We start from the raw sequence: 26182 nt of genomic DNA on the forward strand, positions 1-26182 counted from the left end.
CGGCGGTTTGTGCGGGCCGCCGAGCGGACGGGCCGGGGGTGTTCGTACGTTCCTCCGAGGTCCCGGAGCGCGGGGTCGGCGGTGCGCCCGGGACGGGGCCCGGCGCTCCGCGCCTCACTCCGTCGTGTACTCCTCGACCACCGTCGCGCCCAGCTCCCGCACGATCAGCTCGTGACCGGACAGGGCCGACTCGTCGAGGTCCGGGTCGTCGTCCTCGGGGATGTCGTCCTCGGGGGCGACAGGGACCGGTTCGGGGGCGGCGGGCCTGGCCGCCCGCGGTCCCGCGGGCGCGCTCGCGGCCGCTCCCGCCGCGGCCGGACGGCCCGGGGACGCGGAGACGGCGGGCGCCGGGGCGGTGGGCGCGGGCGCCGAGTGCTGCACGGCCGGAGCGCCGCCGTGGTTGCCACCGCCTCCGTAACCGCCGCCGTAGCCGCCACCGCCGTAGCCGCCACCGCCGTAGCCGCCGGCGGGCGGGGCCGCGGGGCCTCCGGCGCCCGTCGGGTCGACGACCGCCTCGATCTTCCACTGGACCTTGAACTGCTCGACCAGCGCCTGGCGCAGCACGTCCTCGCTGCCGTTGCTGACGAAGCTGTCCCGGGTACCGGCGCTGACGAAGCCCAGTTGGAGGGTCGTCCCGTCGAAGCCCGCGACGTGCGCGTACTGGTCCAGCATGATCCAGGTGACCTTGCGGCGGTTCTTGACCGCTTCCTTGATGTTCTCCCAGAGCTGCCGCGGGTCGAGCCCGCCGGCGGGCGGGACGGAGACCGCGGGAGCGGGCGCGGCGGGCGGCTGGGGGGCGGCGGCCACCGGACGCGTGGGCGCCGGGCCGCTCGGCGCGCCCGGACCCGCCGGGGGCTGACCGCCGCCCGGGGCCGCCGCCGTGGGCCAGCCACCGGGCCGTCGTCCGCTGCCCGCGGCGGCGGCGGTGGGCCAGGCGCCGGGCGCGGAGGCGGCGGACGCGGCAGGAGCGCTCGGAGTGGCGGGCGCGGCGGGCGTCGGCGGGTCCTGGAAGCGGTCAGCGGCGGCGGGTGAGGCCGCCGGAGGCACGGAGGCGGGAGCACCCGGGGCGGCGGGGAAGGCCCCGGGGCCGCTCCGACCGCTCTCGGCACCCTGGCCGCCCTCGGCGCCGACGGCTCCCTCGGGAGTCGCCACAGGCGCCCCCGGGGCCCGCACCGCGGCCCGGACCGCCGCCGCACCGCCGCCGGGCGGCACCGGCGGCAGGGAGGCGACCGGTGCGCCGGCCGCTCCCGCGTGGGCCCCGGCCCCGGGCACGTATCCCATCGCGGGCGTCCCCGCTCCCGCGCCGAGACTGACACCGCGCTCCAGCCGGTCGAGGCGGGCCATCACGGACCGCTCGTCGCCGTAAGCGGCGGGCAGCAGCACACGGGCGCAGATCAGTTCGAGCTGGAGACGGGGCGAGGTGGCGCCGCGCATCTCGGTCAGGCCCTCGTTGACGAGGTCGGCGGCGCGGCTCAGCTCGGCGGCGCCGAAGGTCCCGGCCTGGGCCAGCATGCGCTCGATCACGTCGACGGGCGCGTCGATGAGTCCCTTCTCGGCCGCGTCGGGCACGGCGGCCAGGATCACCAGGTCCCGCAGCCGCTCCAGCAGGTCGGCCACGAACCGGCGGGGATCGTTGCCGCCCTCGATGACGCGGTCGACGACCTCGAAGGCGCCGGAGCCGTCCCCGGAGGCGAACGCCTCGACGACGGAGTCGAGCAGCGAGCCGTCGGTGTAGCCGAGGAGCGAGGTGGCCATGGCATAGGTCACACCCTCCTCGCCGGCACCGGCGAGGAGCTGGTCCATGACGGACATGGAGTCACGCACGGAACCGGCGCCGGCCCGGACGACGAGCGGGAGGACGCCCTCCTCGACGGGGATGGCCTCCTTGTGGCACACCTCACCGAGGTAGTCGCGCAGGGTGCCCGGCGGGACCAGCCGGAAGGGGTAGTGGTGGGTCCGCGACCGGATGGTCCCGATGACCTTCTCGGGCTCGGTGGTCGCGAAGATGAACTTCAGATGCTCCGGGGGCTCCTCGACGACCTTGAGCAGCGCGTTGAAACCGGCCGACGTGACCATGTGGGCCTCGTCGATGATGTAGATCTTGTACCGGCTGCGCGCGGGCCCGAAAAAGGCCTTCTCCCGCAGGTCACGAGCGTCGTCCACACCACCGTGCGAAGCGGCGTCGATCTCGATGACGTCGATGGAGCCGGGCCCGTTGCGCGCGAGGTCCTGGCAGGAATCGCACTCGCCGCAGGGCGTGGGGGTGGGACCCTGCTCGCAGTTCAGGCACCGGGCGAGGATGCGGGCGCTGGTCGTCTTGCCACATCCGCGCGGACCGCTGAACAGGTACGCGTGATTGACCCGGTTGTTCCGCAGCGCCTGCTGCAGCGGGTCGGTGACATGCTCCTGCCCGATGACCTCGGCGAAGGACTCCGGGCGGTAGCGGCGGTACAGCGCGAGAGACGACACGCATACGAGGTTATAGGCGTCCACCGACAACCGGCCCGGCCGACGGAAGCGGTCCCCGGCCCGGCCCCGGCCGCGTACGCCGATCCGGTCCGACCCGGTCCCGGCCCTCCCCCGGCGGTCCGACCCGGTCCTCCTCCGGCCCGGGAACGCAAGCGCCCCCCACGCACCCGCCAGAGCCGACCTACCCTTGCTGCCTTCCGGCCCTGGGGGAGTTCAGTCAGATAGCGCCGCGTGAGGGGCTGCGAGAAGCCTACCCGATGCGGGCCGTGGGGAACGAGTTCGCGAGCACTCCTCTCGGTCATGTAATGTTTCCGGCGGAGGATTCGCCTAGAGGCCTAGGGCGCACGCTTGGAAAGCGTGTTGGGGGCAACCCCTCACGAGTTCGAATCTCGTATCCTCCGCCAGTGCCTCACCGGGCACGATGTCGAAGGGCCCCACCGCTTGCGGTGGGGCCCTTCGACGTTGTCCTCGGATGCGGACGCCGGTCTGGTGCCGCAAGCCAGGCGTCCGAGGCTCCCCCGGGCGCCCGGCCCATGGTCGAGTCGACCACGAGATCCGGCACGCCGAGGATCGGCAATACCGGGGCCGCCGTGTGGCGAGCGTCATGAAGCCGTCCGTCCCGAACTCCCGCGTCCCGGAGAAGCCGCTTCCTTCCAGACGTGGAAGTCGGTGTTCGGGCTCAGCGGCCCACCGACCGGCGAGGCGAAGACGTACCCCTTGCCCTCCCAGACGGCACCGGCCGCGATCCGCTCCCGTTCCTGGACTTCCAGGTGCCGACGGAGGATCTTGATCAGCGGATCGGGCAGGCCGACGGTGCGCCGCCCGGCCCGGGACTCGGCGCACCCGCCGTCGTGGCCGGCTGTCGTCGGCTGAGGTTCGTGCCACAACCGTGCCAGACCCAAGGGCCGGCCACGGTCAGTAAAACGGACCTACAGTCCAGTTTCGCCTCACCAGGGTTCAGAAACCCCAGGTCAGTGACATGAACCGGTTGTCCCGTCCGGATCTGTGCCGACAGCCACAGCAAACGGGATACACGTAGGCGCATACTGAGCCATGACAAAGCCTGCTGCGCCGAAGCGTCATCTGCCCACCAGCCCCTTCAAGGCCCCGGTCACGCCGACTGCCAAGCACTTCGCCGTGGGTGACCAGGTCACACACGACGTGTACGGCCTCGGCCGAGTAATCGGCATCGAGGACGGAGTCGCGGCGCTCGTGGATTTCGGCCCGGCGCAAATGCGGATCTTGAGCCCGTACGCCAAGATGACCAAGCTGTAGGACCGCTGTGCCCGGTCACGGCACACCCAGGCCCCTTCGGGGACCTGTAACGAAGGAGAGTCCTCTCATCGATCTGACGTCGCTGTTCTCCGCCCTGGAAGGGCAACCCCGCTGCGCCACTGCGGCATCGCCGCCCCCGGCGACCAACCCCTTCAAGGCCCCTCACTTCGGGGAAGACGAGACCATGCCGCTGGAGGACGCACAGGAACCCGCCTCGGGCGTACGTGCGGCGTGGCCCGAGGCAGCCCAGCTCCACTGATGACGGCGGCTCCGGCAACTGGCCGCGGGCCGTCTCCCGTGCTGCGGTGAAGAGTGCGGCCGTATCGGTTTCCGTCTCGTTCAGCCCCGTTCACCATCGTTCGGGCGAGATCGTGTACCGGGTCCCTCCCTCAGCCAAGTCGCCCATGACCGCAGGTGAACGGCCCCGTACGCGCCCCGACCAGGCGCCAACAGACTGGGAAAGCGTGTTGGGGGCAGCCCCTCACGAGTTCGAATCTCGTATCCTCCGCCGGCCCAGAGGGGCCGGATCGCGAAAGCGGTCCGGCCCCTCTGGCGTTCGTCCGTCCTGGTCTCCGTCCCGACCGGCCCCGCGGCGGACACCGAGCCCGCCTCCGGGACGCTCCCGGGTCCTGATCGTGGCCATGGCGTCCGATGTGCGCCGAGCGGCCTCCGCCGCGCTCAGCACCGGCACGGGGGAGCCGGGGTCACGCCTTCGTGCGGGCGCGTCCCAGGCGGAGGGCGGAGACGAGGAAGAAGACACCGCCGAGGAAGGCGTAGCCGGCCAGGCTGCTCAGGGAGGCGCCGTCCTTGCCCGCCTGGGCCGCGAACGAGACGCCGGCGAGGGTGGAGATGGCGCCGCTGGCGATCATCGCCCACTGGCCGCCGAGCCGGCGCCGGGCGGCGCCGACGACGAGCTGGACGATGCCCGCGGTGACGGCCCAGGCGCCCCAGACCCGCAGGACGGCGGGGATGCCGGAGGTGGCGGCGAGGACGAGGCCGACGCCGGTGAGGGTGCTGAGCGCGACGTTCACGTACAGGCCGCGCACCGGTTGGCCGTTCGCCCGGGCGGACCTGATGTCGACGACCGCGCACGCCACGTCGAACAGGGGGTAGATCACCAGCAGCGTGGCTGTGAGCGCGCCCAGTGTGTCGGCCGTCGCGAGCAGGAGGGCGGCCCAGACGGCGGCGAACGCGAAGCGCACGAGGTACAGCTTGCGCAGGGCAGCGGGAACGCTGGTGGGAGCGGTACCGACGTGGGTGTCCACGGAAGTTCCTTTCGGGGAGAGAAGAGGCCGCGGCGGCCGGCGGGGCAGCCATGAGGCCGGCGACGAAGGCCAGGGAAACGCCCGCGAGGAGAAGGAGGCCGTGATGGAGTCATGGAGGCGCCACCCCTCTCGGGAGGGAGAACGTTCGGTCTCGTTGTGTATCCAAGGGGGCGACCTCCCCGCCTGTCAAGACCGAACGTTCTCCCTCGTTGCTGGGGTAACGTGGCCGCATGGGCACAGGAGGCGGCAGCAAGTCGGCGGCGCGAGCGCGGCTGCTCAGCACGGCGACCGAGATCTTCTACGCCGAGGGGATCCACTCCGTCGGCGTCGACCGGATCATCGCGGAGGCGCAGGTCACCCGCGCCACGCTGTACCGGCATTTCGCGGGCAAGGAAGAGCTCGTCCTGGCCTACCTCGACCAGGCCGACCGGGGAATCCGGGCGGGGATCGCGGCCGCTCGGGCAGACGGACAGTCGGCGGCCGACGGGGTGCGGGCGGTCGCCCGGTTCATCGTCGAAGGCATCCAGGGCCCCGGGTTCCGCGGCTGCGCCTTCCTCAACGCGGTGGCCGAATACCCTGACGCCGCCCACCCCGTCCACCAAGCCGTCCTGGCCCACCGCCAGTGGTTCCTGGACACCGTCACCGAGTTGCTCGCGCGGGTCGGCGACGCTCCCGCCGACGAAGCCGGCCGGCACCTCGTCATGCTCCGGGACGGCGCCATGGCCGCCGGCTGTCTCTTCGACCCGAAACTGATCTCCGAGACCTTCCTGCTGGGCGTCGAGGGGATTCTGCGGGCGCGCGGCGCCTGAGCGGCCTCGCACGTCTGCCGCCGAGTGCTGCCGAGGCGGCTTCCCGTCCCGCCGCTGGGACGCGGACACCGGCCGGCCACCACGTCTTCGCACCCGCGCGGGGCGCCACTACGATCGCCGGTCATGGACTGGCTCGGGCGGGCGGCGGCGTTGCGGCAGTGGGGCAGGGGCGGGGTGCGCGCTCCGCACAAGCCCCTGCTGTTCCTGTACGCGCTCGGGCGGTTCCAGCGGGACGGCGGAGAGGCGCTGCGCTACAGCGCGGTGGAGGGGGAACTGGCACGGCTGCTGGCCGAGTACGGCCCGCCGAACCGGACGACACCCGCCTACCCGTTCCATCACCTGGTCGGCGACGGGGTGTGGGAGGTGCGCACCGACCGCGGAGACGGAAGCCCGGGTACCGGGGTGCGCGAGCTGCGGGCCACCGGCGCCGCGGGCCGGCTGGCACCTGAGTTGCGGGCGGCACTGCGGCGGGAGCCCCCGCTGCTGTCCCGGATCGCCCGGCTCCTGCTCGACCTGCACTTCCCGCCCTCGCTCCACGGCGAGCTGTGCGAGGCCGTCGGTCTGGAACTGGATCCGGAGGCCGAACCGGCCGGAACCGACCTGGCGGGGCCGGCCGAGCGGTCTCCGGCCGCGCGCAGGCAGCGGGACCGGCGGATGCGGGAGCTGGTGCTGACCGCCTACGAGTACCAGTGCGCCTTCTGCGGCTACGACGGCAGGCTCGGCGCGGTGCCGGTCGGGCTGGAGGCCGCCCACGTGCGGTGGTGGGCGTTCGGCGGTCCCGACGAGGTCGCCAACGGGCTGTGCCTGTGCTCGCTGCACCACAAACTGTTCGACAAGGGAGTCCTGGGCGTCGGCGACGGACACCGCATCCTGGTCTCGCAGCGTTTCGTCGGCAGCAGCGCCGCGGCCCGCGAGCACGTCGTCGCGCTCGCGGGGCGTCCGCTCATCGGCCCGCAACCGGGCAACCCGCCCGTAGCGGCGGACCACCGCTCCTGGCACGCCGGCCAGGTCTTCCACGGCACGCCGCGACCGGCCGCCGCGACCGCCACCGCCGGCTGACCGCCGCGCCTCAACGGGCGGGAGCCGGCACGGGCGAGGGAGCCGGCCGCTCCCGCGGAGCCTCCGGTGCCGTCTCCGGCTGCGCGGGACGGCGACCCAGACGGTGGCGGGGGGCCGTGCGGCGGGGCGGGCGGGTCAGGGTGATCTGCCGTACGAGCTGCTGGAAGCAGGCCAGCGACGCCAGACCCGGCAGGGTGGCCACCGAGATGTCGACGAGCGTCCTGGGCGCCTGGATCACGCACAGGAGCATCGCGATGGACGAGAACAGCAGCACCACGCACCAGGAGTGGACGGCCCGGCGCTGGTGCAGCGCGGCACGCAGCACGGACAGCGACGCCACCAGCCAGGGGCCGTACACCAGCAGCGGCCACCAGGACGCGATGTCGTCGTGCATGCGGGTCACGGCCACTACCCGCAGCGGCTCGTAGGCGACCATTCCGCCGAAGAAGCTCACCGAGGAGGCGGTCACCGCGGCCAGCGCGGCAAGGAGCTGGCCGGCGGCGCGCGCCCCGTCCAGTTGCCTGCGTTCGCGGACCCTCCGGTGACCGTGGGACGCGTCCCTCAGCGGTGGCAGCGCGTCCGTGATGGCCTGGAGGTTCCGCAGGGGCGTGTTCGGCGCGTCCGCCGCGCCGGGCGCTTCCCGCGGTTCCGACTCCTCCGGCTCCCCCGGTGACCCCGGTCCCGCCGCTGACTCCGGTGCCTCCGGTACCTCTGGAGCCTCCGATGTCTGCGGCGCTTGCGGCGACGCCGGATCACGGGGTGCCGCGCCACCGGCCTCCGCTTCGTTCGCCGGGTTCGACGCGTTCGCCGGGTTCGACGCGTTCGACGCGTTCGACGCATCGTCGGCCGCCGTGTCGGCCTGGGCCGTGTCCGGTGCGGTGCCGACGCCGTTCGGGTCCTGGATCGCGTACGGGTTCGGGTCGGGGTACGAAGTCGGGGCGGCGTACGCATCGGGCGCTGCGTACGGATTCGGCGCGCCGTACGGATTCGGCGCGGTGTACGGATGCGGCGCGGTGTACGGATTCGGCGCGGTGTACGGATTGGGAGCAGCGGCGTATGGGTTCGGCGCGCCGTACGCCTGCCGTGCGTTCTCCGTGCGCGGGTCCGGTCGGGTGTCGGGCCGGAACTGGTCCCGGGCCGCCGGCGCGTTCGGCCACTGCTGCTCCGCCAGGGCATCCTGGAGCATGAAGGCCAGTTCCTCGGCGGGGTCCCAGGCCGAGTCCGGCGGGATCAGGGGGCCCGAGAAGAACTGGGTCGGAGCCCGGTGCCGCCCGGTTCCGGCGGTGGTCTGCTCGTCGAATCCGTCGGAATACGAATAAGCGTAGGGATAATCAGTCGAATATCCGGCACGTCGGTCGATACGTTCGTCATACATAACGCGACCCGGTTATTCGGGCAGCGGGAGGACGGACCTGCCTTCCGAACCGACCCAGCGGCGGGCGAGATCGGCCTCCAGCGCGCTCATCGCGTCCAGGGAATCCCGTAGCAGCGGCTCGGTCACCTGGAGCGCGACCGGAAAGTCGCCCCTGAACCGGGTGCCGTTGGACGCGGCCGGCGTGTGCGCGGGGGCCGATGGGTAAGGACAGGGACCCAGCACCACTGTGTGTCCGGCACTCGCGTCCGGCCGCTCGCGACCCACGAGCAGACCCAAGTACCCTTCCCCGGTTGCCTTAGTCATATCCGAACTAACGCCACCCGACTTCCCCGGATGCGCGGCAAATGGGTGAAGGAATTCCCCGATTAGGCCTATATGTGCTATCGGATGTCTCATCCGCCCAACCGACGAAATGGTCGCCGAGATACGGGCTGGAGGGCGTGCTCACCGTAACCGTGCTCCATGCGCGACACCGGCATAACGCAATGGGATATCCGAGGTCACGGAAAGGGCACAGGACCGCTCGGTCGGCCCAACAGGACGACTTGCGTTCCATCGCATCTACGCCCCGGCGCCGTCCGGTCCCGAATCCCGGAGCCCGTCACGTCAGGATCGTCCGGCGGTCGCCCGGCTCATCCGGCTCCTCCGGCTCCTCCGGCTCGTCCGAGGTCCTCCGGCTCCTCCGGTAGCCGTCCGGCTCGGCGCATCGGGCGCGTCATACGCCGGACCGCCGGGGGTAACCGCGCGCCATGGGCGAGATCATGATCGGTGCGTGTTCGTGGACCGATCCCGCGCTGGTGCGCAGCGGTTGGTATCCGGTGGGCTCCCGGGACGCGGAGGGACGGCTGCGGCACTACGCCACGCGGTTTCCGGTCGTCGAGGTCGACTCCGGTTACTACGCCCTTCCCAGTGAGCGCAACAGCCGACTGTGGGTCGAGCGGACGCCGGACGGATTCGTCTTCGACGTGAAGGCGTTCTCCCTGCTCACCGGACATCCGACGCGGCGGGACGCGCTCCCGGAGGACCTGCGCGGGAGCCTCGGGAGCCGGTGCGGCACCGGGGATCACCACGACCTCCGGGACCAGCGGGACCGCTGGCGGGGCCACCAGGGCCGCCGGGAGTTCGGCGGCCACCGGGACCCTGCGGTGCTGGACGCCGTCTGGGAGCGGTTCGCCGAGGGGATCGGGCCGTTGCGGCGCGCGGGCCGGCTGGGCAGTGTGCTGTTCCAGTTCCCGCCGTGGTTCCGGCCGGGCGCCCGGTCCGAGGCGTTCCTCGCCCAGTGCGCCGAGCGGACCGCCAAGTGGCCCGTGTCCGTGGAGTTCCGCCACCCCGCGTGGTGGCGGGAGGAACAGGCCGACGCGACCGCCGCGCTGCTGCGCCGCCACGACTTCGCCGCCGTCGCCGTCGACATGGCGCGGACGCTGCCCTCCTCCATCCCCCCGGTCACACCGGTCACCTCCCCCGGTCTCTCCGTCGTCCGCTTCCACGGGCGCAGCACCGCCTGGGGAACCGGGACCAAGGAGGACCGGTTCCGCCACGACTACACCGACGGGGAACTGGCGGAGTGGGTACCGCGACTGCGCTCGCTGGCCGAGCGGGTCGAGCGGCTGCATGTGCTCTTCAACAACTGCTGCGGGGACGCGGCCGTCCGCGCCGCCGAGCGGATGCGCGCGCTGCTCGACGACGCCCACCCCTGTCCTGACGAAGCCGCACCTCCCGTGACGGATCTCCCGTGACGCGCTCGCCTGGTCCAGCCCCGACACCCGTACCGTCAGCCGCATTGTCCAGGTGCCGGGGATCGGCCGGCCGAGGGAGACCGTGCCCCAGTAGCCGCCCTTGCCGGCGAGGCGGGCGTCGATCGGGCACGGTCCGCGCCCCTCGCACCGCCGTCGGGTCACGTCGCCTCTCCGTCCCGGGACTTTCCGGCTCGCGGAACACGTACGGCCCCGGGCGCATCACTCACCGAGCCGCGCGGAACGACCGGCCCGGTCGCACGCCGGCCGGCCCGCTCGTCAGGCGTCGGCGGGAAAGACCGTCTCCCTGCTCAGGAAGGCCAGTTGGGCGCGCTTCTCCGGCAGGTACACGTCGGGCAGGTCGATCTCCGGGAGGACGACCACCGGTCCCCGTTCGAAGCCCTCCCGCAGGAAGCGGGCGACGGCCTTCTCGTTGCGCACGTCCGGGTCCACCACGATCCGGCCGCGGTCCAGGCCCGGCAGGAGGTACGTCAACAGGACGCGCAGCAGCGCCGAGGTCCAGCCGGGCCGGTCGCCGTCCGGGCCGGCCGGCGCGAGGAGCAGGTGGACGCCGATGTCACCGGGGCGGACCGGGTAGCACTCGCTCACGCGGTCGGCCTCCGGCTCGTAGGTCTGGAGCAGGGCGACCGGGACGCCGTCCTTCACCACCAGGAAGGCGTGGTGGGTGTCGAGGGTGTCCATGTGGGCGTAGACGTCGCTGACCTGCTGCTCCGTCAACCCGGTCATGCCCCAGAAGGCGGCGCGCTCCTCGCTCACCCAGCGGTGCACCGTCGCGGCGTCGGCCCGCGGGTCCAGGGGCAGGACGCGGACGGTGCCGAAGCCGTCGACGGACTGCTCGTGGACGGCTTCGCGGCCCGCCCGGCGCTCGTGCGCCGCGACGGGCCCGGTGGGCGGCCCGGAAGCGGGCCGGCGGTCGCGCTCGGCGACGGGCCCCTGGTCGTACGGCTCGGGCATCAGACGTCGGTCTCCTTCTCCAGGCGGGCCCAGTCGGTGACGACCGGGACGAGGACACCCTCGGTCCACAGGGGGAGCTGGTCGCGGTGGTGCGGTGCGCCGGGGACGCCGTCCGCGCCGGACGGCACCACCCAGCGGCTGTTCTCCCGGTGGGCCAGGTCCCAGACGTAGCGGGCCACCGGGCCGCGCGCGGCGAGGTCGGTCACCCCGGGCACGGCCGAGGCGCACAGCACGCAGTCGTGGTCGCCGGACAGTCCGGGTTCGTCGTACGGCGCCCCGGTCAGCGCCCGCCAGGGGGCGAGCCGGTGCCGTTCGCCCCAGGTCGCGCCGGGTTCGGCCGCCACCTCCTCCACGGCCGCGCGCACGATCGCCGGGCGGTCGACGCCGTACAGCTCCTCGGCCCGCAGCAGGTGCTCCAGGGCGTAGCCGACGCGGGGGACGAGGGCCAGCCAGGGGAGGAACACCTCGGGGTAGGCGGGCGGTTCGGCGAGCGGGGCGAACACCGGGTGGGCGGCGAGCCGTCGTACGACCGCGGTGCGCACCGCCGCGTACGCCGCCGCGTCCGCGCTGCCCGCGTCCATGCGGCGGTCCCAGCGCAGCAGGCGGTCGCGCAGACCGGCCGCCCCCGGGCTCAGGCCGTCCAGGGCGGCCAGGTGGTCGAGCAGCGGCGCCGCGGAGGCGAGGTGGGTGTCGGTGTGGACCGCGGGCATGTCGTCGGCCGACCACTCGGCGCGCTCGGCGAGGAGGGCACGAATGCGGTCGGCACGGTGCGGTGGGGCGAACTCGACGCCGAGCGGGGTGGCGGGGCCGCGCTGGTTCGCCATCACCGCGACGCCGTCGGACAGTCCGGCGCGGGGCGGTTCGTGCCAGCCCTGCCAGCTGTGCCCGGGCTCCCAGGCGGGGACGAGGCGCAGCCGGTTGTCGGCGGCGCGCAGCGGCACCCGGCCGGCGACGCGGTGCAGGACCCCGCCGTCGGTGTCGGCGGACAGGACGACGTTGACGGGCTCGGCCCAGGCGTCGAACGCCCGGTCGACATCCCCGACCCGGCGCGCCCGCAGCAGGGGCAGCAGGGCCTCGAACCCGAGGTCACCGGTCACCCGGGGTGGGTAACGGAGGCTGAGCGCCACGGGGACGGCGACGGCCGGGACCCCGCCGCCGGCCGGTACGGGACCGCCGGGCGCCTCCCCCGCGCCGCCGGTCGCGGCACCGGGGCCCACCGGCCCGGAAGCGCCGGGGTGGGGGCCGGGAGCGTCGGCGGCGGCGCTGTCCGTGGTCGATACGGCGTCAGGACCGGACGGTATGGCGTCAGGACCGGCCGATACGGCGTCAGGACCGGACGGTACGGCGTCAGGACCGGCCGATACGGCGTCAGGACCGGCCGATACGGCGTCAGGACCGGCCGATACGGCGTCAGGGCACGCCGGTACGGCCTCGGTGCCCGTCGGCGCGGTGTCGGTGCCGGCCGCGTCATGGGCGGGCTCCGGTCCGGCGGCTCCGGCACCGAGGTCCTGGAGGCCGTCCAGGCCCTCCGGTCCACCCGCGATCACCGGGCCCCGGTCGGTCTCGATGATCTCCACCTCGACCGGTTCCTCGCCCGCGATCGCGATGGTCTCGGTGTGCCGGGCGGCACGGTGCCAGAGGCCGTCCGGACCGAGGGCCTCGACGCCCGCTCCGGTCCGGCGCAGCCGTTCCCGGTACAGGTCCTGGTAGTCGGCCATGGCGTTGGTGATGGCCCAGGCGACCGTGCCGGCGTGGCCGAAGTGGGCGATGCCCGGAACGCCCGGGACGGCGAGGCCGACGACGTCGAACTCCGGGCAGGCCAGGCGTATCTGCTGGTAGACACCGGGTTCCTCGACGAACCGGTGCGGGTCGCCGGCGAGCAGCGCCTGCCCGGTGACCGTGCGCGCGCCGCTCACCAGCCAACCGTTGCTGCCGGAGGTGCCGGGGCCGTCGGTGGCGAACAGGGCGACGGCCCCGGGGCCCAGATGGCGTACGGCCTGCTCACGCCAGAGCTTGGCCGGGAACCCGGCGAAGAGGATGTGCGTGCCGAGCCAGACGCCGAGCGGGTGCCAGGGTTCCCAGCGGCCCGGCACGAGGCCGGTCCGCCCGAACTCGGGGGTGCGCCGGGCGCCCTGCGCAAGACCGTCGTTGACGCCCTCGGTGTACGCCCGTACCCAGTCCGCCGACTCCGCGTCCCGCCGCTCCAGTTCAGCGAAGCACCGCCTTGCGGTGTCGGCCAGACGCGCGCGCCTGGCGAAGACGTCCCAGGCCAGGGCGGAGGCGCCGAGGAAGGACGCCGTAGTGCCCTGCGCCCGGTGCCGTTCGACCTCCAGTTGCCAGGCCCGGTCCAGGGCGGTGACCCGGCCCTGGGCACGGGCCAGCGCGAGAACGCTGTCGGCCCGCAGGTGCGGCACGCCCCAGCTGTCGCGGTAGATCTCGGCGGTCACGAACCCACCCCATTCCGTTCAGGTTAGGCTAACCTAACTTAACCTCTCCGAACGTGTGAGCCGGGGTGCGCGGGTCCCGCGCCCGGCTGCGCCCCGCGACCCGGCGGGCGATCATCGGGGCATGGACGTCACCCTGCACCTCGCCCAGGACCCGGAGGCCGACGCGCTCCTCGGCCGCAGTCCGCTCGCCGCGCTGGTCGGGATGCTGCTGGACCAGCAGATCCCGATGGAGTGGGCGTTCAAGGGGCCGTCGACGATCGTCCGGCGGATGGGCACCGAGGACCTGGACGCCCACGAGATCGTGGCGTTCGAGCCGGAGACCTTCGCCCGGCTGCTGTCGGACAAACCGGCCGTGCACCGCTACCCCGGTTCGATGGCGAAGCGGATCCAGCAGCTGTGCCACTACCTCGTCGAGCACTACGACGGGGACCCGGAGGCCCTCTGGCGGGACGTGGACAGCGGCCCGGAACTGCTGCGCCGGCTCGAGGACCTGCCGGGGTTCGGCAGGCAGAAGGCGCAGATCTTCCTCGCACTGCTGGGCAAGCAGCTCGGTGTGCGCCCCGAGGGGTGGCGGGAGGCCGCGGGCGCGTACGGCGAACCGGAGTCCTTCCGGTCCGTCGCCGACATCACCGGCCCGGAGTCCCTGGCCAGGGTGCGGGCCCACAAACAGGAGACGAAGGCCGCCGCCAAGGCCGCGAAGGCCGCGGCGAAGGCTCCGACGAGGTCCGCTCCGGGACCCACGGCGAAGCCCCCCGGGAAGTGACGGCGCGGGCCCACCGCAGTCCGCGGCGGGCCGATCGCCGACGGCTCCCCGGCCACGGAGGCTCGCGCCGCGGGCCCGGCCCCGACCGTCCCGGCGGCCCGCGGCGCAGGTCCGGTCCCGGTGACCCCCGCGTCCCGCGGCGCAGGTCCGACCTCGACGGTCCCGGCGGCCCGCGCGGCCGCCGTCACGCGCGCCGAGTCGCGGTCCACAGTGTGTGCACGACGCCCCTGGACACGGGTCGCCGCACCGCCCCTGCCCCGGGCCGTCCCGACGGCCGGCCCGCCGGGGACTCGGGCACCCGCAGCCGCACCACCGCGACCGGCGCCGCCGCCACCGGGCACGCGGCACCGGGCACGCGGCACCGGGCACGCGACACCACCGCCTCGCCGGCGCCGAGCCCGGCCGACGCCCCCTCCGCGCGGGACGCCGCGGCCCGGGCCGCCGGCCCCGCTCCCCCTCCGCCCACGGCCACCGGCCCGCGCCCCGTTCCCGGTTCGTCCTGGTTTGCCATGGCATTTTCGGCGTCGCACCGGGGCGCCTGGGCTGCGCCCGGAAGCTCTTGGCCGGTAGGCTTTCCGTGTGATCTTCAAGCGCATCGGAAACGGCCGGCCGTACCCCGACCACGGCCGGGAAAGCACCCGGCAGTGGGCGGACGTCGCGCCGCGCCCGGTCCGCCTCGATCAGCTCGTGACCACCAAGCAGCAGCTCGACCTCGAGACCCTGCTCGCGGAGGACTCGACCTTCTACGGCGACCTCTTCGCGCACGTGGTGAAGTGGCAGGGCGACCTGTACCTGGAGGACGGCCTGCACCGCGCGGTGCGGGCGGCGCTCCAGCAACGTCAGGTACTGCACGCGCGCGTGCTCGAACTGGACTGAGCGAGCCCCCGGAACCGGCCGCTCGACGGACCGCCGGGCAAGCCGCCGAACCGGCAGTTCGGCAGCGGCTTGGACCTTTCGGGTTCTGCTGGGCGTATCCGATGATCATCCAGTAGGAAACCCTGCTCGGGCGCACTACTCTGCGCACATGAGCATGCTGACTCCCCCCGGCATGGGCGGGAAGTACCGGATCACGGGGAACAAGTACCCGCGGATGCGCAGGCCCCGGCGACACGGCAGGCTCGCGTTCCTGGCCGTCGCCTCCCTCGCCGTGCTCGGCGTGATCGGCTGGGGCACACTGCAGCTCATCGACGTCTTCACCGGCGGCGAGAAGGCCTCCGCGGCCGGCGCGAAGACGCACTGCGCGACCGGGGCCGCGGCCAAGTCGGCGCCCGCGCCCGCGAGTACGGCACGGGCGCTGCCCAAGCCGGACCGGATCACCGTCAACGTCCTCAACGCCACGCCCCGCGGCGGGCTGGCCAAGCAGACCGCGGACGAGTTGAGGAAGCGCGGCTTCAGGATCGGCCAGGTGGGCAACGCGCCCAAGGAGTTCGACAAGAAGATCAAGGGAGCGGGACTCCTCCTGGGCCCGGCCTCCGCCCTGGACACCTCGCTGCCCGTGCTCGGCACCCAGTTGCCGGACGCGGAGCACCGTACGGACACCCGCAAGGGGACCGACCTCGACCTGGTCATCGGCACCGGTTTCAAGCAGCTCGCGCCGCAGCCGGCCGCCGAGAAGGCCTTGACCGCCCTCACCGCTCCGGCGCAGACGCCCGCCACACCGGAGAAGAAGGGCTGCTGAACGGGCGGCCGCCGACCCGTTCCACCGCTCGGCCGGACCGCCGTTCGGCCGAGCGGGCTATTCGGCCGACCCGTACATCCGGTCGCCCGCGTCGCCGAGGCCCGGGATGATGTAGCCGTTCTCGTTCAGGTGTTCGTCGACGGACGCCGTCACGACCGTGACCGGGGTGCCCGCCAGATCACGTTCCATGACCTCGACGCCCTCGGGGGCGGCCAGCAGCACGACGGCGGTCACGTCGTCGGCGCCGCGCTTGATCAGCTCCTGGATGGCCGCGACCAGCGTGCCGCCGGTGGCGAGCATCGGGTCGAGGACGTACACCTGACGGCCGGAGAGGTCCTCCGGCATCCGGGTGGCGTACGTCGAGGCCTGCAGTGTCTCCTCGTTGCGGATCATGCCCAGGAAGCCCACCTCGGCGGTCGGCAGCAGCCGCACCATGCCGTCCAGCATGCCGAGCCCGGCCCGGAGGATGGGCACGACCAGCGGTCGCGGGTGGGAGAGCTTGACGCCGGTGGTCTGCGCGACCGGGGTGGAGATGTCGACCTGCTCGGTCCGCACGTCCCGCGTCGCCTCGTAGGCGAGCAGGGTGACCAGCTCGTCGGCGAGCCGACGGAACGTCGCGGAGTCGGTGCGCCGATCGCGCAACGTGGTGAGCTTGTGGGCGACCAGGGGGTGGTCGACGACGTGGAGACGCATGTGCCAACAGTAACCGGGCACCGATTCCCCCCGCCGCCCGCCGTCACCGCCCACCGCCCCGGCCATGGGCGCCCGCGCCGCCCCCGCCGGGATGCCGTCCCCGTCCCCGCCACGGCGTCCTCACCGCCCCGGCCGAACCGCCGCCGGCCGGCCCGTCCCTCCGCGGGCCCGCGCCTGCGGGGCATCAAACCCGGCGTCCAGGGGAAAGCGGAAGGGACGGACTGGGGTGGTGAACCAATGCCTGACCGGCAAAGCCGCAAGGATCCGTCGCCGCGCGACCAGCCCGGTACGGCGGACACACCGAATCGCGCGGAGACCGCGCCGATCACGGACACCGCGGAGAACGACGCCCGGCGCCGTCGGCGCCGCGCCCAGTTCCTGCGCGACCTCGCCGAGGCCCGGGAACTGCGCGACCGCGTCCAGCCCCGCCGCGCCAAGGCCGCCCGGCTGCGCCACGCAATGCGCATGCGCACGTTCCGCTGGTAGGCCCGCCGGCCCCCGGTGGGCCCGCCGGCCGGAGCACGGCGGCCGCCCGGCATCCGAGACGGCATCCGGACGAAGCCCGACACCCGCGCGGACACCAGGTGGCGGCCGTGCGTGCCCGGCGGGAAACCCGCGTACCATCCGCAGGTGGCGGCAACGAGTGCGCAGGTGAGTCCTTCACCGGCGTGCGGCAAAACAGCCGGACACAGGGTGCCGAAGACGTCCCCTGAAGGCCTTGTTTCTGCCACGATTCCGAGTGGGTGGGGCTCGGAGCCCAGCTCTCTCCGCCCAGAACCTCCGCCGGGGGGACCCCCAACCGGCACGCCTATGACCAGTGGGAGAGTCACGGTGTACTTCGCCGCACTGCTCGCGCGCACCGAAGACGGGTGGGAAGCGAGCGACACAGAGCTCGACGATGTGGAGACGCTGGCCGATCTGGCCGATCTGGCCCGGGAGGCCTCGCCGGAGGACGACACGGTGCTCGTCCTCATCGAGCAGGAGGACGCGTGGTTCGGCGTCGTCCGCGTGGACGGCGAGGACGATCCTCGTATCTACGTCTCGGACGCCGCCGCGGCGGCCCGCAGTTCGTACGGCGAAATCCTGCTCACCGACGAACTGCTCGGCCGGGAGCCCGGCGACGACGGTCCCGACCTGGACTCCCTCGACCTCGACGGGACGGAGGACGGCGAGCCCGCGTCCGACGGGGACGACGAGGAGGAGACCGGTTCCGCCGAAACCATCACACACAGCCCGCTGGGCGACGGTGAGATCCTCGACGACCTGGGCGTCGGCGAGAAGGAGCTGCGCGCCCTGGACGCGGAGGACGCGCTGAGCGCGATCGCCGAGGCCCTGGGCGCCTCGGAGGTGCTGGAGACCGTCCGCTGACCGCGCAGAAGGAACCCGGTACGACCGGCGGCCCCGCCTCCGGTGCGGGGCGGGTCGCGCCGCCCGGCCCGCCCCGGGCCCAGACGCCGCCCCCCGGGCCGGTCACGGGCCCGGCGGGCGCCACGGCGCCCGACCCGGTGCGTGACCGCTGGCGGGGCGCGATGCGGCTCGCCCTGGACGAGGCCGGCCGGGCCGTCCGGGGCGGGGACGTACCCGTCGGCGCCGTCGTGCTGTCCGCCGACGGCACGACCGTGCTCGGAGCCGGACACAACGAACGCGAGGCCACCGGTGACCCGACCGCCCACGCGGAGGTCCTCGCCATCCGGCGGGCCGCCGCGCGGACCGGTCAGTGGCGGCTTTCCGGCTGCACGCTGGTCGTCACGCTGGAGCCGTGCACGATGTGCGCGGGGGCCGCCGTCCTGTCCCGCGTGGACCGTGTGGTCTACGGCGCCCGCGACGACAAGGCCGGCGCCGCCGGCTCGCTCTGGGACGTCGTACGGGACCGGCGGCTCAACCACCGGCCGGAAGTGATCGAGGGCGTCCTCGCCGACGACTGCGCCGGAATCCTCACCGAGTTCTTCCGCACCCGCTGAACTCCCCGCGCCCCGTTCCCGCGTCCCCGCTCTCCCACCCCGTGCTCCCCGTTCCCGGGCTCATCAGCCCCTCGTCTCCGCCCCCGTCCCCGGCCCGGCCCCGCGCCCGCGCCTCCCCCTCCCGGCCGCCCGCCGTCCGGGAGGGAATGGATTTCGGACCATGGCCCACTGTGTTGTAGGGTCTCTCTCGGTAGCGTGTCCGAGCGGCCGAAGGAGCTCGCCTCGAAAGCGAGTGTGGCGCAAGTCACCGAGGGTTCAAATCCCTCCGCTACCGCAGATAGACGAGGGGCCCGGTCCGTTGGACCGGGCCCCTCGTGGTCTTCCGCCTCGTCTTCCGTCTCATTCAGCCCCATGACGGCCACACAACGAGGTGGCTCTCTCGTGGATGCCATGTCCGGCGCGAGAGGCCACCTGGAGCCACTGCCGCCGCGGCGTGAGCCGCGCTTTCGCATCAGGACCGCGAGCCGTTGCCGGGAACGGAGTCGGCCGGCCACCGAGGTCCCCACTTCACGACGAGTGGGCCGCGGCACCGGATGCTCCGGCCCCTTCGTCGCCCGTATGACGCCGCCGGCCCCTAGACCTCGGTGAGCTTGAAGGTGAACTGGTTGCGGTCGTCTCGCGAGTAGTCCAGGTTCTCGGGGACGTTCGAGGAGTCGGCGACGTCGATCGACTTGGTCCCGGAGTTCCAGACGAAGTAGATGGCCCCCACCGCCACGTACACGCCGGAGTGCTCGTCGCGGACGTAGATGGCGCTGGTGACCGGCGGTCCGTCCTCGGGCATGACGCCGACGAGCCCGTACTCCGGGTCGCCGGAGCGGACGACGGTGTCCCCGACGTCGTAGGAAGCGACCTTCAGGCTGTACCGCCCGGCCGGTGCCCCGGTGAGGTCCTGGAGCCGGACCGCGACGGGCAGAGTGGTGCTCTCGACGACCTTGAACCGGGTCAGCCCGCCGATGTCGGAGATGTCCGGCTGGTCGACTTCCCATTCCCGGTACTTGCCGGTCTGGTTGGCGTGCTGCCAGGCCAGGACCTTGGCCTTCCGGCCGACCCTGACGGACTTGAACCTGTCGTTGAGCTCGCCCGGATGCAGGTTCTCGTTGGCTCCGACCGTGTAGGTGTGGGCGTCGCCCGTGTAGTCGGGCCGGGTGTAGAAGGTGACTTCTTGCTCGCTCATGTGCCCCTCTGGTGGTGATCGCACAGCCACGCTTACGACGCATTGCTACCCCGTGACTACTCACCGTTATCCATGGATCCGGTTGTGAAGGGACAGTGCACCGGGCATACCGCGCGCCGTCACGCGCCCTCGCCCTGCCGAAACGCCCTTCACGGAGCGTTCGTCAAGCGCCCGCCGCTCATCCCCCGCCGACAGCTCGGCTCATCGCGTCAGCAGCACCGGGCCGACCCGCTGCCGCCCTCAGTGCGTGCGAAGGGGCAGGCAAGGGCAGCCCGTCCGTCTCGAGCCCAGCCGGCGGGAACAAGCGTGCCGACGCGGCCGTCGTCATCGTCGTCCGACTTCCGGATCAGCCCGTCGACCGGTCGGACGACGACACTGCCGTTGCCTTCTGCCAGTGGTGACAGCCGCAGGTCAGTGACGCCCGGCCCGTCGCACTCCGTCTCGGCCTCCGTCTCATTCACCGCCGTCCGGACCCGTTCACGACGGTGCGGGGGACAGGCGCGCGGACGGGAACGAACGCGGGTGAACGGCTGCGGATCCCGCCCCGGTCACCGCCGGCAGGCCCCGGAGCGGGTGTGGCGCACGTCACCGAGGGTTCGAATCCCTCCGCTGCCGCCGAAGAAGGGTCCTGTCCGATCGGACGGGACCCTTCGTGCGATCATCTGCGATCATCGACAGCGCTCGGCTCGCAGCCGGTGACTACGGGGCGGCCGACGACAGGGCAACCAGCGACAGGGGGAGGCCGCGATGGCGGTGAACGCCAAGAAGATCGTCGTCTACGTGCTCGTGGTCTTCGCGCTGTACGTGATCATCACCGACCCGGCCAAGGCCGCCGACTACGTCCAGATAGGGTTCGAGGGCATATCGGACGCGGCCGGGGCCATCGGCGACTTCATGACCTGGGCCGCCAACGGAGGTAAGTGATGATCCGCCACCTGGTCCTCTTCAAGCTCAACGAGGGCGTCGAGCGCGACGACCCGCGCGTCGTCGAGGGCGCCGAGGCGTTCCGCGCCCTCGGCGGCCAGATCGACGACCTGCGCTTCTGGGAGTGCGGCTGGAACATCAGCGACCGGCCCATCGCCCACGACTTCGCGATCAACTCCGCGGTCGAGGACGCCGACGCCCTGAAGCGGTACCTGGAACACCCGGCCCACCAGGCCGGAGTGGCCCTGTGGCGCGAGTTCGCCACCTGGGTGATCGCGGACTACGAGTTCTGAGTCCCACGGCCGTTCCCGGGCCGTGCGCACGCCTGCGAAGCCCCGCACCCCTTCCGGTGCGGGGCTTCGCCGCAACCATGCCGCCACCCACCCCTTTTCCACGCTCAACACGTGCATATGCGGTGCTTGAACACGCTGCACCTGTCTTGTGATGCTATGACCGCTTTTGACGGATGAGTTGATCGACGAAGAGGTGGCGTTGACCGTGTCGGCCAGTAGTGCGCCGCCCCAGGAAGAGGCTCCCGCCGAGGCCGCACCCCAGGAAGAGGCTCCCGCCGAGGCCGCACCCCGGGAAGCGGCCCCGTCACCGGACGCCCCGGCGCAGGCCGCCACCACCGCCCCCGCACAGACTCCGGAGAAACGTCGGGGCGCCGACACCCGGGCCCTCACCCAGGTGCTCTTCACCCAACTGAAGGATCTCGAACCGGGCACCTCCGAGCACGCCCGCGTGCGCGGCGCGCTCATCGAGGCGAACCTCCCGCTGGTGCGCTACGCGGCCGGCCGCTTCCGCTCCCGCAACGAACCGATGGAGGACGTCGTCCAGGTCGGCACCATCGGGCTCATCAACGCCATCGACCGCTTCGACCCGGACCGGGGCGTGCAGTTCCCGACCTTCGCCATGCCGACGGTCGTCGGCGAGATCAAGCGCTACTTCCGCGACAACGTCCGCACCGTGCACGTCCCGCGCCGGCTGCACGAGCTGTGGGTGCAGGTGAACAGCGCCACCGAGGACCTGACGACCGCGTTCGGCCGCTCGCCCACGACCGCCGAGATCGCCGAGCGGCTGCGCATCACCGAGGACGAGGTGCTGTCCTGCATCGAGGCGGGGCGGTCGTACCACGCGACGTCGCTGGAGGCGGCCCAGGAGGGCGACGGGCTCCCCGGGCTGCTGGACCGGCTCGGCTACGAGGACCCGGCCCTCGACGGCGTCGAGCACCGCGACCTGGTCCGCCACCTGCTGGTCCAGCTCCCCGAGCGGGAGCAGCGGATCCTCCTGCTGCGCTACTACAGCAACCTCACCCAGTCGCAGATCAGTGCGGAACTCGGCGTCTCCCAGATGCACGTCTCCCGGCTGCTCGCGCGCAGCTTCCAGCGACTGCGATCCGCAAACAGGATCGAGGCGTAACCTTCACGAGCGAATCGCTCATCAGGGCTGATGCCGACAGCGGATGCCCGAAAGCCCGTCAGACCCCTTTCCGCCAGGGCCGATTCGCGTATCGGATGTCGACATGTCACTACGGCGCGTTGCCGACATGTGACATTCTGCGGGAAGCGCGTTTGCCGCGGCTTCGGCTCCGGTATTCAGGTGAGGGCTGAGTTCTCCACGCCGGAGAGCCCGGCCGCGACCGTCCCGCGACCCAAAGGGGGTGGCATGTCCGCAGAACAGGGCAGCTCCGAGGTGCTGACGCTCACCAAGAGCGAGGCGCCCTCCACGGCGCTCGAGCCGATCGACGCCCTCGACGACATGACGGCCCTCGAGGCCGCGCCGGACCCGGCCCAGGCGCTTCCGGCCCCGGGTGCCATCGACACCCGCACCCTGTCCCGCTCCCTGTTCCTGCGGCTCGCCGTGCTCGACGAGGACAGCCCCGAGCGTGCCTACGTCCGGGACACCCTGATCGAGCTCAACCTCCCGCTGGTGCGCTACGCGGCCGCCCGCTTCCGCTCCCGCAACGAGCCGATGGAGGACATCGTCCAGGTCGGCACGATCGGCCTGATCAAGGCGATCGACCGCTTCGACTGCGAACGCGGCGTCGAGTTCCCGACGTTCGCGATGCCGACGGTCGTCGGCGAGATCAAGCGCTTCTTCCGCGACACGTCGTGGTCCGTGCGGGTGCCCCGGCGCCTGCAGGAGCTGCGGCTGGCCCTCACCAAGGCCAGCGACGAGCTGTCGCAGAAGCTGGACCGGTCGCCCACCGTCGCCGAACTCGCCGCCGTGCTGGGCGTGTCGGAGGAGGACGTCGTCGACGGCCTCGCGGTCGGCAACGCGTACACCGCCTCCTCGCTCGACTCCCCGGCCCCCGAGGACGACGGCGGCGAGGGCTCGCTCGCGGACCGCCTCGGCTACGAGGACTCGGCGCTGGAGGGCGTGGAGTACCGGGAGTCCCTCAAGCCCCTGCTCGCCAAGCTCCCGCCCCGCGAGCGGCGGATCATCATGCTGCGCTTCTTCGCCAACATGACCCAGTCGCAGATCGGCGAGGAGGTCGGCATCTCCCAGATGCACGTCTCCCGGCTGCTCACCCGGACCCTGGCGCAACTGCGCGAAGGACTCATCTCCGACTGAGCAGGGCCCGCTCCACGGACCGCCGCCGTGGACGACCACGACTCATGGCCGCCGAGGCGCCTCGCAGGCGCGTCGGCGGCCGTCGTCCGTCCGGACGGGGGTCCTGCCGGCCAGTGCCGCGCGCCCTACTTGAGCGCGAGCCAGGCGACGGCCGCGACGATCACCACGGCGACGACGACACCGACGATCAGACCGATGCGCGGGCCGGAGGATGCCTGCGCCTGCTGCCTGCCCCCGGGAGCGGTCTCGGCGTCGTCGACGAACGCGCGGAACATCTGGGTGCTGCCGGCGGGGTCGTAGTTGCCCTGGGGGCCGTAGTTGCCCTGAGGGCCCTGCGTGTTAGCCATGGCCCGAGACACTAGCGAAGACGCCGGCCACTGCCCAAGTGCGGGCCCTCTTTTGTCTCTTCGCCCGGGACGCCCCCGAGCCGTCGCGACCGCCCTCCCGGGTCGTCGGCCCCGGACACCCGCTCCGTCCCGAACGGGCTCGGCCTGAGCGACCGGCGGTCCGATCAACCGTTCACGGCCGCCACCTGCGGGTTTACAGTCGCAATACTTGTCTTTGCCAAGTTTTTGCGTCGCCGAGCCCCTGTTTGTTTGCCTGCAGCAACCAACCGAACCTATGGTTGCCCCAAGCAACGATTACGGGAGGTGCGATGGCCGAGCGGGCGCAGTACGAAGAGCTGGCACGTCAGCTCAGCGCCGTCGGCGCCGTGAAACGGGACATGGGGCGGATACTGCCGCCCGACTGCCCGGCCGGCTCCGCCGCCGTGCTGACCCTGCTCGGCCGCCACGGCGACATGCGCATGGGCAAGCTCGCGGAGCTGCTCGCCGTGGACATGTCGGTGACCAGCCGGCATGTCGCGCACGTCGCCGCGCGCGGCTGGATCGAACGGCTGCCGGACCCCGCCGACAAGCGCTCGCGCATCCTGCGCCTGACGCCCGCGGGGCTGGACCAGATCGACGAGCTGTCCCGGCGGACCACGCACCTGTTCGCGCAGCGACTGAGCGACTGGACCGACGACGAGGTCGGCCAGCTCATCCGGCTGATGAGCCGGCTGCGCGACAGTTTCGGCGACTGCCGGTCCACCCCGGTCCGGCTCCCCGCGCCCGTAGTCGAAGAGACCACCCGTACACCCGCAAGCACGTAAGCAAAGGAAGCCCATGGCAACGACCACACCAGCCGGTGTGCGGGCTCACGCCAAGCACGGGGGAGACTCCCCGGGCAGCGCTCCGATGACGCACCGTCAGATCATGGAAGCCCTCTCCGGGCTGCTGCTCGGCATGTTCGTGGCGATCCTGTCGTCCACGATCGTCTCCAACGCTCTGCCGAAGATCATCGGCGACCTCGGAGGCGGCCAGTCCGCCTACACCTGGGTGGTCACGGCCGCCCTGCTGTCGATGACCGCGGCCACTCCCCTGTGGGGCAAGCTCGCCGACCTGTACAGCAAGAAGGCGCTCGTCCAGATAGCCCTGATCATCTACGTCGTCGCGTCGATGGCGGCCGGGCTCTCCCAGAACCCCGGCATGCTGATCGTCTGCCGCGTGGTCCAGGGCATCGGCACCGGCGGTCTGTCCGCACTGGCGCAGATCGTCATGGCCGCGATGATCTCCCCGCGTGAGCGGGGCCGTTACTCCGGCTACCTGGGCGCCACGTTCGCCGTCGCCACCGTCGGCGGCCCGCTGCTCGGCGGTGTCATCACCGACACCTCCTGGCTGGGCTGGCGCTGGTGCTTCTACGTCGGCGTGCCGTTCGCGGTGATCGCCCTGATCGTGCTGCAGAAGACCCTGCACCTGCCCGTGGTGAAGCGTCAGGTGAAGGTCGACTGGCTCGGCGCGTTCCTGATCTCCGCGGCCGTCTCGCTGCTGCTGATCTGGGTCACCTTCGCCGGTGACAAGTACGACTGGCTGTCGTGGCAGACGGCCGTGATGGTCGCCGGTTCCGTCGCCCTCGGCGCGCTGTTCGTGCTGGCCGAGGCCAAGGCCGCCGAGCCGATCATCCCGCTGCGGCTGTTCCGCAACCGCACCATCACGCTGGCGTCGCTCGCCTCGCTCTTCGTCGGTATCGCGATGTTCACCGGCACGGTGTTCTTCAGCCAGTACTTCCAGCTGGCCCGCGACAAGTCCCCCACCATGTCGGGCGTCCTGACCATCCCGATGATCGGTGGCCTGTTCGTCTCCTCCACCGTCTCCGGCCAGTTCATCACCCGCACCGGCCGCTGGAAGGCCTGGCTGGTCAGCGGTGGCGTGCTGGTGACGGCCGGCCTGGGCCTGCTGGGCACCATCCGGTACGACACGGACTACTGGAAGATGGCCATCTTCATGGCCCTGCTGGGTCTCGGCATCGGCATGATGATGCAGAACCTGGTGCTGTGCACGCAGAACCAGGTGGACCCGAGCGACCTCGGTTCGGCCAGCTCCACGGTCACCTTCTTCCGCTCCCTGGGCGGTGCGGTCGGCGTCTCCGCGCTGGGCGCTGTGATGGCCAGCCGGATCACCGACTACGTCAAGGACGGCCTGGCCGACCTCGGTCCGAAGTACGCCCAGCTCGCCGGCGGTTCCGACTCCGGTACCAGCAGCATCCCGGACATGGACGCGCTGCCCGCCCCGCTGCGCACGGTCATGGAGAGCGCCTACGGGCACGGCATCGCCGACATCTTCCTGATCGCTGGCGCCATGGCGGCGATCGCCTTCCTGATCACGCTGTTCATCAAGGAGGTCCCGCTGCGCACGAAGGGCGCCCTGTCGCAGGCCGCCGAGGCCCAGGGCGCCCCGGTGGACCCGGCCGCGGCTCCGGCCGTCGCCGAGGCCCAGGCCCCGCTCGCCCCGGCCGCGGACACCTTCACCCCGGCCGCCGGGACCGACCCCGAGAACACGCGGCAACTGACCGCGGTGGCCACGGCCGCACCGAGCGCACCGGCCGCCGGCAGCGGCGGCGGGATCCCGGTCCACGGCTTCGTCCGGGGCGCCGAGAGCGCACCGGTGGCCCAGGCCGCGGTCACGCTGATC

24 protein-coding genes, 2 tRNA genes, 1 other RNA gene and 1 pseudogene are annotated in these 26182 nt (G+C 72.5%); 18 read left to right on the forward strand and 10 right to left on the reverse strand.

Annotated features, from left to right (window positions below; all coding sequences use genetic code 11):
- Positions 1-114: 114 nt before the first annotated feature.
- Both ACF061_RS35480 and ffs read right to left on the reverse strand, forming a co-directional pair.
- On the reverse strand, positions 115-2469 hold the full coding sequence (locus ACF061_RS35480) for a DNA polymerase III subunit gamma and tau (RefSeq protein ID WP_392271131.1): 2355 nt from the start codon (positions 2467-2469) through the stop codon (positions 115-117).
- 145 nt (positions 2470-2614) lie between these two features.
- An RNA gene (gene ffs, locus ACF061_RS35485) (signal recognition particle sRNA small type) lies at positions 2615-2713 on the reverse strand.
- A gap of 72 nt (positions 2714-2785) precedes the next feature.
- Between ffs and ACF061_RS35490 the strand changes: the two genes are divergently transcribed.
- Positions 2786-2873, forward strand: a tRNA-Ser gene (locus ACF061_RS35490).
- Between the two features lie 104 nt (positions 2874-2977).
- Here ACF061_RS35490 and ACF061_RS35495 read toward each other — a convergent pair.
- Positions 2978-3305, reverse strand: a pseudogene (locus ACF061_RS35495) (site-specific integrase); the annotation flags it as partial.
- Positions 3306-3522: 217 nt separating this feature from the next.
- Here ACF061_RS35495 and ACF061_RS35500 point away from each other — a divergent pair.
- Positions 3523-3744 (forward strand): hypothetical protein, encoded by a 222-nt coding sequence (locus ACF061_RS35500; protein WP_392271132.1) that lies wholly within the window; start codon positions 3523-3525, stop codon positions 3742-3744.
- 704 nt (positions 3745-4448) lie between these two features.
- Here ACF061_RS35500 and ACF061_RS35505 read toward each other — a convergent pair.
- Positions 4449-5009, reverse strand: coding sequence for a hypothetical protein (locus tag ACF061_RS35505; RefSeq protein WP_392271133.1), 561 nt, complete (start codon positions 5007-5009; stop codon positions 4449-4451).
- A gap of 230 nt (positions 5010-5239) precedes the next feature.
- Between ACF061_RS35505 and ACF061_RS35510 the strand changes: the two genes are divergently transcribed.
- Positions 5240-5818 (forward strand): TetR/AcrR family transcriptional regulator, encoded by a 579-nt coding sequence (locus ACF061_RS35510; RefSeq protein WP_392271134.1) that lies wholly within the window; start codon positions 5240-5242, stop codon positions 5816-5818.
- Between the two features lie 123 nt (positions 5819-5941).
- Positions 5942-6877, forward strand: coding sequence for a phosphorothioated DNA-binding restriction endonuclease (locus ACF061_RS35515; protein ID WP_392271135.1), 936 nt, complete (start codon positions 5942-5944; stop codon positions 6875-6877).
- A 10-nt stretch (positions 6878-6887) separates the two neighbouring features.
- Here ACF061_RS35515 and ACF061_RS35520 read toward each other — a convergent pair whose 3' ends face one another.
- On the reverse strand, positions 6888-8063 hold the full coding sequence (locus ACF061_RS35520) for a DUF2637 domain-containing protein (RefSeq protein WP_392271136.1): 1176 nt from the start codon (positions 8061-8063) through the stop codon (positions 6888-6890).
- 938 nt (positions 8064-9001) lie between these two features.
- On the opposite strand from ACF061_RS35520, the gene ACF061_RS35525 reads away from it, so the two are divergent.
- Complete coding sequence (locus ACF061_RS35525) at positions 9002-9988, forward strand: DUF72 domain-containing protein (protein ID WP_392271137.1); 987 nt, start codon at positions 9002-9004, stop codon at positions 9986-9988.
- A gap of 276 nt (positions 9989-10264) precedes the next feature.
- Here the strand turns inward: ACF061_RS35525 and ACF061_RS35530 are convergent, their stop codons facing one another.
- Positions 10265-10960, reverse strand: a complete 696-nt coding sequence (locus ACF061_RS35530; RefSeq protein WP_392271138.1) for a GNAT family N-acetyltransferase — start codon at positions 10958-10960, stop codon at positions 10265-10267.
- Positions 10960-13407 (reverse strand): penicillin acylase family protein, encoded by a 2448-nt coding sequence (locus tag ACF061_RS35535; RefSeq protein ID WP_392271139.1) that lies wholly within the window; start codon positions 13405-13407, stop codon positions 10960-10962. The genes ACF061_RS35530 and ACF061_RS35535 overlap by 1 nt, the downstream gene beginning before the upstream one ends.
- A 121-nt stretch (positions 13408-13528) precedes the next feature.
- On the opposite strand from ACF061_RS35535, the gene ACF061_RS35540 reads away from it, so the two are divergent.
- From ACF061_RS35540 to ACF061_RS35550, 3 genes are all read left to right on the forward strand, one after another.
- Positions 13529-14170, forward strand: a complete 642-nt coding sequence (locus ACF061_RS35540) for an HhH-GPD-type base excision DNA repair protein (RefSeq protein WP_392271140.1) — start codon at positions 13529-13531, stop codon at positions 14168-14170.
- Positions 14171-14749: 579 nt separating this feature from the next.
- Positions 14750-15046 carry a type II toxin-antitoxin system VapB family antitoxin gene (locus ACF061_RS35545; RefSeq protein WP_004943146.1) on the forward strand — a complete coding sequence of 99 codons (297 nt, stop codon included), beginning with the start codon at positions 14750-14752 and terminating at the stop codon, positions 15044-15046.
- A gap of 172 nt (positions 15047-15218) precedes the next feature.
- Complete coding sequence (locus ACF061_RS35550) at positions 15219-15848, forward strand: LytR C-terminal domain-containing protein (protein WP_392271153.1); 630 nt, start codon at positions 15219-15221, stop codon at positions 15846-15848.
- Between the two features lie 57 nt (positions 15849-15905).
- Here the strand turns inward: ACF061_RS35550 and upp are convergent, their stop codons facing one another.
- Positions 15906-16541 carry a uracil phosphoribosyltransferase gene (gene upp, locus ACF061_RS35555; RefSeq protein WP_392271141.1) on the reverse strand — a complete coding sequence of 212 codons (636 nt, stop codon included), beginning with the start codon at positions 16539-16541 and terminating at the stop codon, positions 15906-15908.
- A gap of 237 nt (positions 16542-16778) precedes the next feature.
- Here upp and ACF061_RS35560 point away from each other — a divergent pair, with 237 nt between their 5' ends.
- The 4 genes from ACF061_RS35560 to ACF061_RS35575 all read left to right on the forward strand — a co-directional run bounded on the left by ACF061_RS35560 (position 16779) and on the right by ACF061_RS35575 (position 18776).
- Positions 16779-17027: a hypothetical protein gene (locus tag ACF061_RS35560; RefSeq protein ID WP_392271142.1), complete on the forward strand. Its 249-nt coding sequence runs from the start codon at positions 16779-16781 to the stop codon at positions 17025-17027.
- A gap of 345 nt (positions 17028-17372) precedes the next feature.
- Positions 17373-17909, forward strand: a complete 537-nt coding sequence (locus tag ACF061_RS35565) for a hypothetical protein (RefSeq protein WP_392271154.1) — start codon at positions 17373-17375, stop codon at positions 17907-17909.
- A gap of 161 nt (positions 17910-18070) precedes the next feature.
- Positions 18071-18502, forward strand: a complete 432-nt coding sequence (gene tadA / locus ACF061_RS35570) for a tRNA adenosine(34) deaminase TadA (protein WP_392271155.1) — start codon at positions 18071-18073, stop codon at positions 18500-18502.
- A 189-nt stretch (positions 18503-18691) separates the two neighbouring features.
- Positions 18692-18776 (forward strand) — tRNA-Ser (locus ACF061_RS35575).
- Positions 18777-19076: 300 nt separating this feature from the next.
- On the opposite strand, the gene ACF061_RS35580 is transcribed toward ACF061_RS35575, so the two are convergent.
- Complete coding sequence (locus ACF061_RS35580; RefSeq protein WP_392271143.1) at positions 19077-19676, reverse strand: beta/gamma crystallin domain-containing protein; 600 nt, start codon at positions 19674-19676, stop codon at positions 19077-19079.
- 747 nt (positions 19677-20423) lie between these two features.
- Between ACF061_RS35580 and ACF061_RS35585 the strand changes: the two genes are divergently transcribed.
- The 4 genes from ACF061_RS35585 to ACF061_RS35600 all read left to right on the forward strand — a co-directional run bounded on the left by ACF061_RS35585 (position 20424) and on the right by ACF061_RS35600 (position 23174).
- Positions 20424-20600 carry a hypothetical protein gene (locus tag ACF061_RS35585; RefSeq protein ID WP_392271144.1) on the forward strand — a complete coding sequence of 59 codons (177 nt, stop codon included), beginning with the start codon at positions 20424-20426 and terminating at the stop codon, positions 20598-20600.
- Positions 20600-20893, forward strand: a complete 294-nt coding sequence (locus ACF061_RS35590) for a Dabb family protein (protein ID WP_086726301.1) — start codon at positions 20600-20602, stop codon at positions 20891-20893. The genes ACF061_RS35585 and ACF061_RS35590 overlap by 1 nt, the downstream gene beginning before the upstream one ends.
- Before the next feature lie 205 nt (positions 20894-21098).
- Positions 21099-22019, forward strand: a complete 921-nt coding sequence (locus tag ACF061_RS35595; protein WP_392271145.1) for an RNA polymerase sigma factor SigF — start codon at positions 21099-21101, stop codon at positions 22017-22019.
- A 246-nt stretch (positions 22020-22265) separates the two neighbouring features.
- Positions 22266-23174 carry an RNA polymerase sigma factor SigF gene (locus ACF061_RS35600; protein ID WP_392271146.1) on the forward strand — a complete coding sequence of 303 codons (909 nt, stop codon included), beginning with the start codon at positions 22266-22268 and terminating at the stop codon, positions 23172-23174.
- A 125-nt stretch (positions 23175-23299) separates the two neighbouring features.
- Here the strand turns inward: ACF061_RS35600 and ACF061_RS35605 are convergent, their stop codons facing one another.
- Positions 23300-23521 (reverse strand): hypothetical protein, encoded by a 222-nt coding sequence (locus tag ACF061_RS35605; RefSeq protein ID WP_392271147.1) that lies wholly within the window; start codon positions 23519-23521, stop codon positions 23300-23302.
- Positions 23522-23829: 308 nt separating this feature from the next.
- On the opposite strand from ACF061_RS35605, the gene ACF061_RS35610 reads away from it, so the two are divergent.
- Together ACF061_RS35610 and ACF061_RS35615 are read left to right on the forward strand one after the other, a co-directional pair.
- Complete coding sequence (locus tag ACF061_RS35610; RefSeq protein ID WP_392271148.1) at positions 23830-24324, forward strand: MarR family winged helix-turn-helix transcriptional regulator; 495 nt, start codon at positions 23830-23832, stop codon at positions 24322-24324.
- Positions 24325-24337: 13 nt separating this feature from the next.
- Positions 24338-26182 (forward strand): MDR family MFS transporter (locus tag ACF061_RS35615; RefSeq protein ID WP_392271149.1); only part of this gene is annotated, 1845 nt, incomplete at its 3' end.

The sequence above is a fragment of the Streptomyces sp. NPDC015220 genome, assembly GCF_043079345.1.
Taxonomy (GTDB): domain Bacteria; phylum Actinomycetota; class Actinomycetes; order Streptomycetales; family Streptomycetaceae; genus Streptomyces.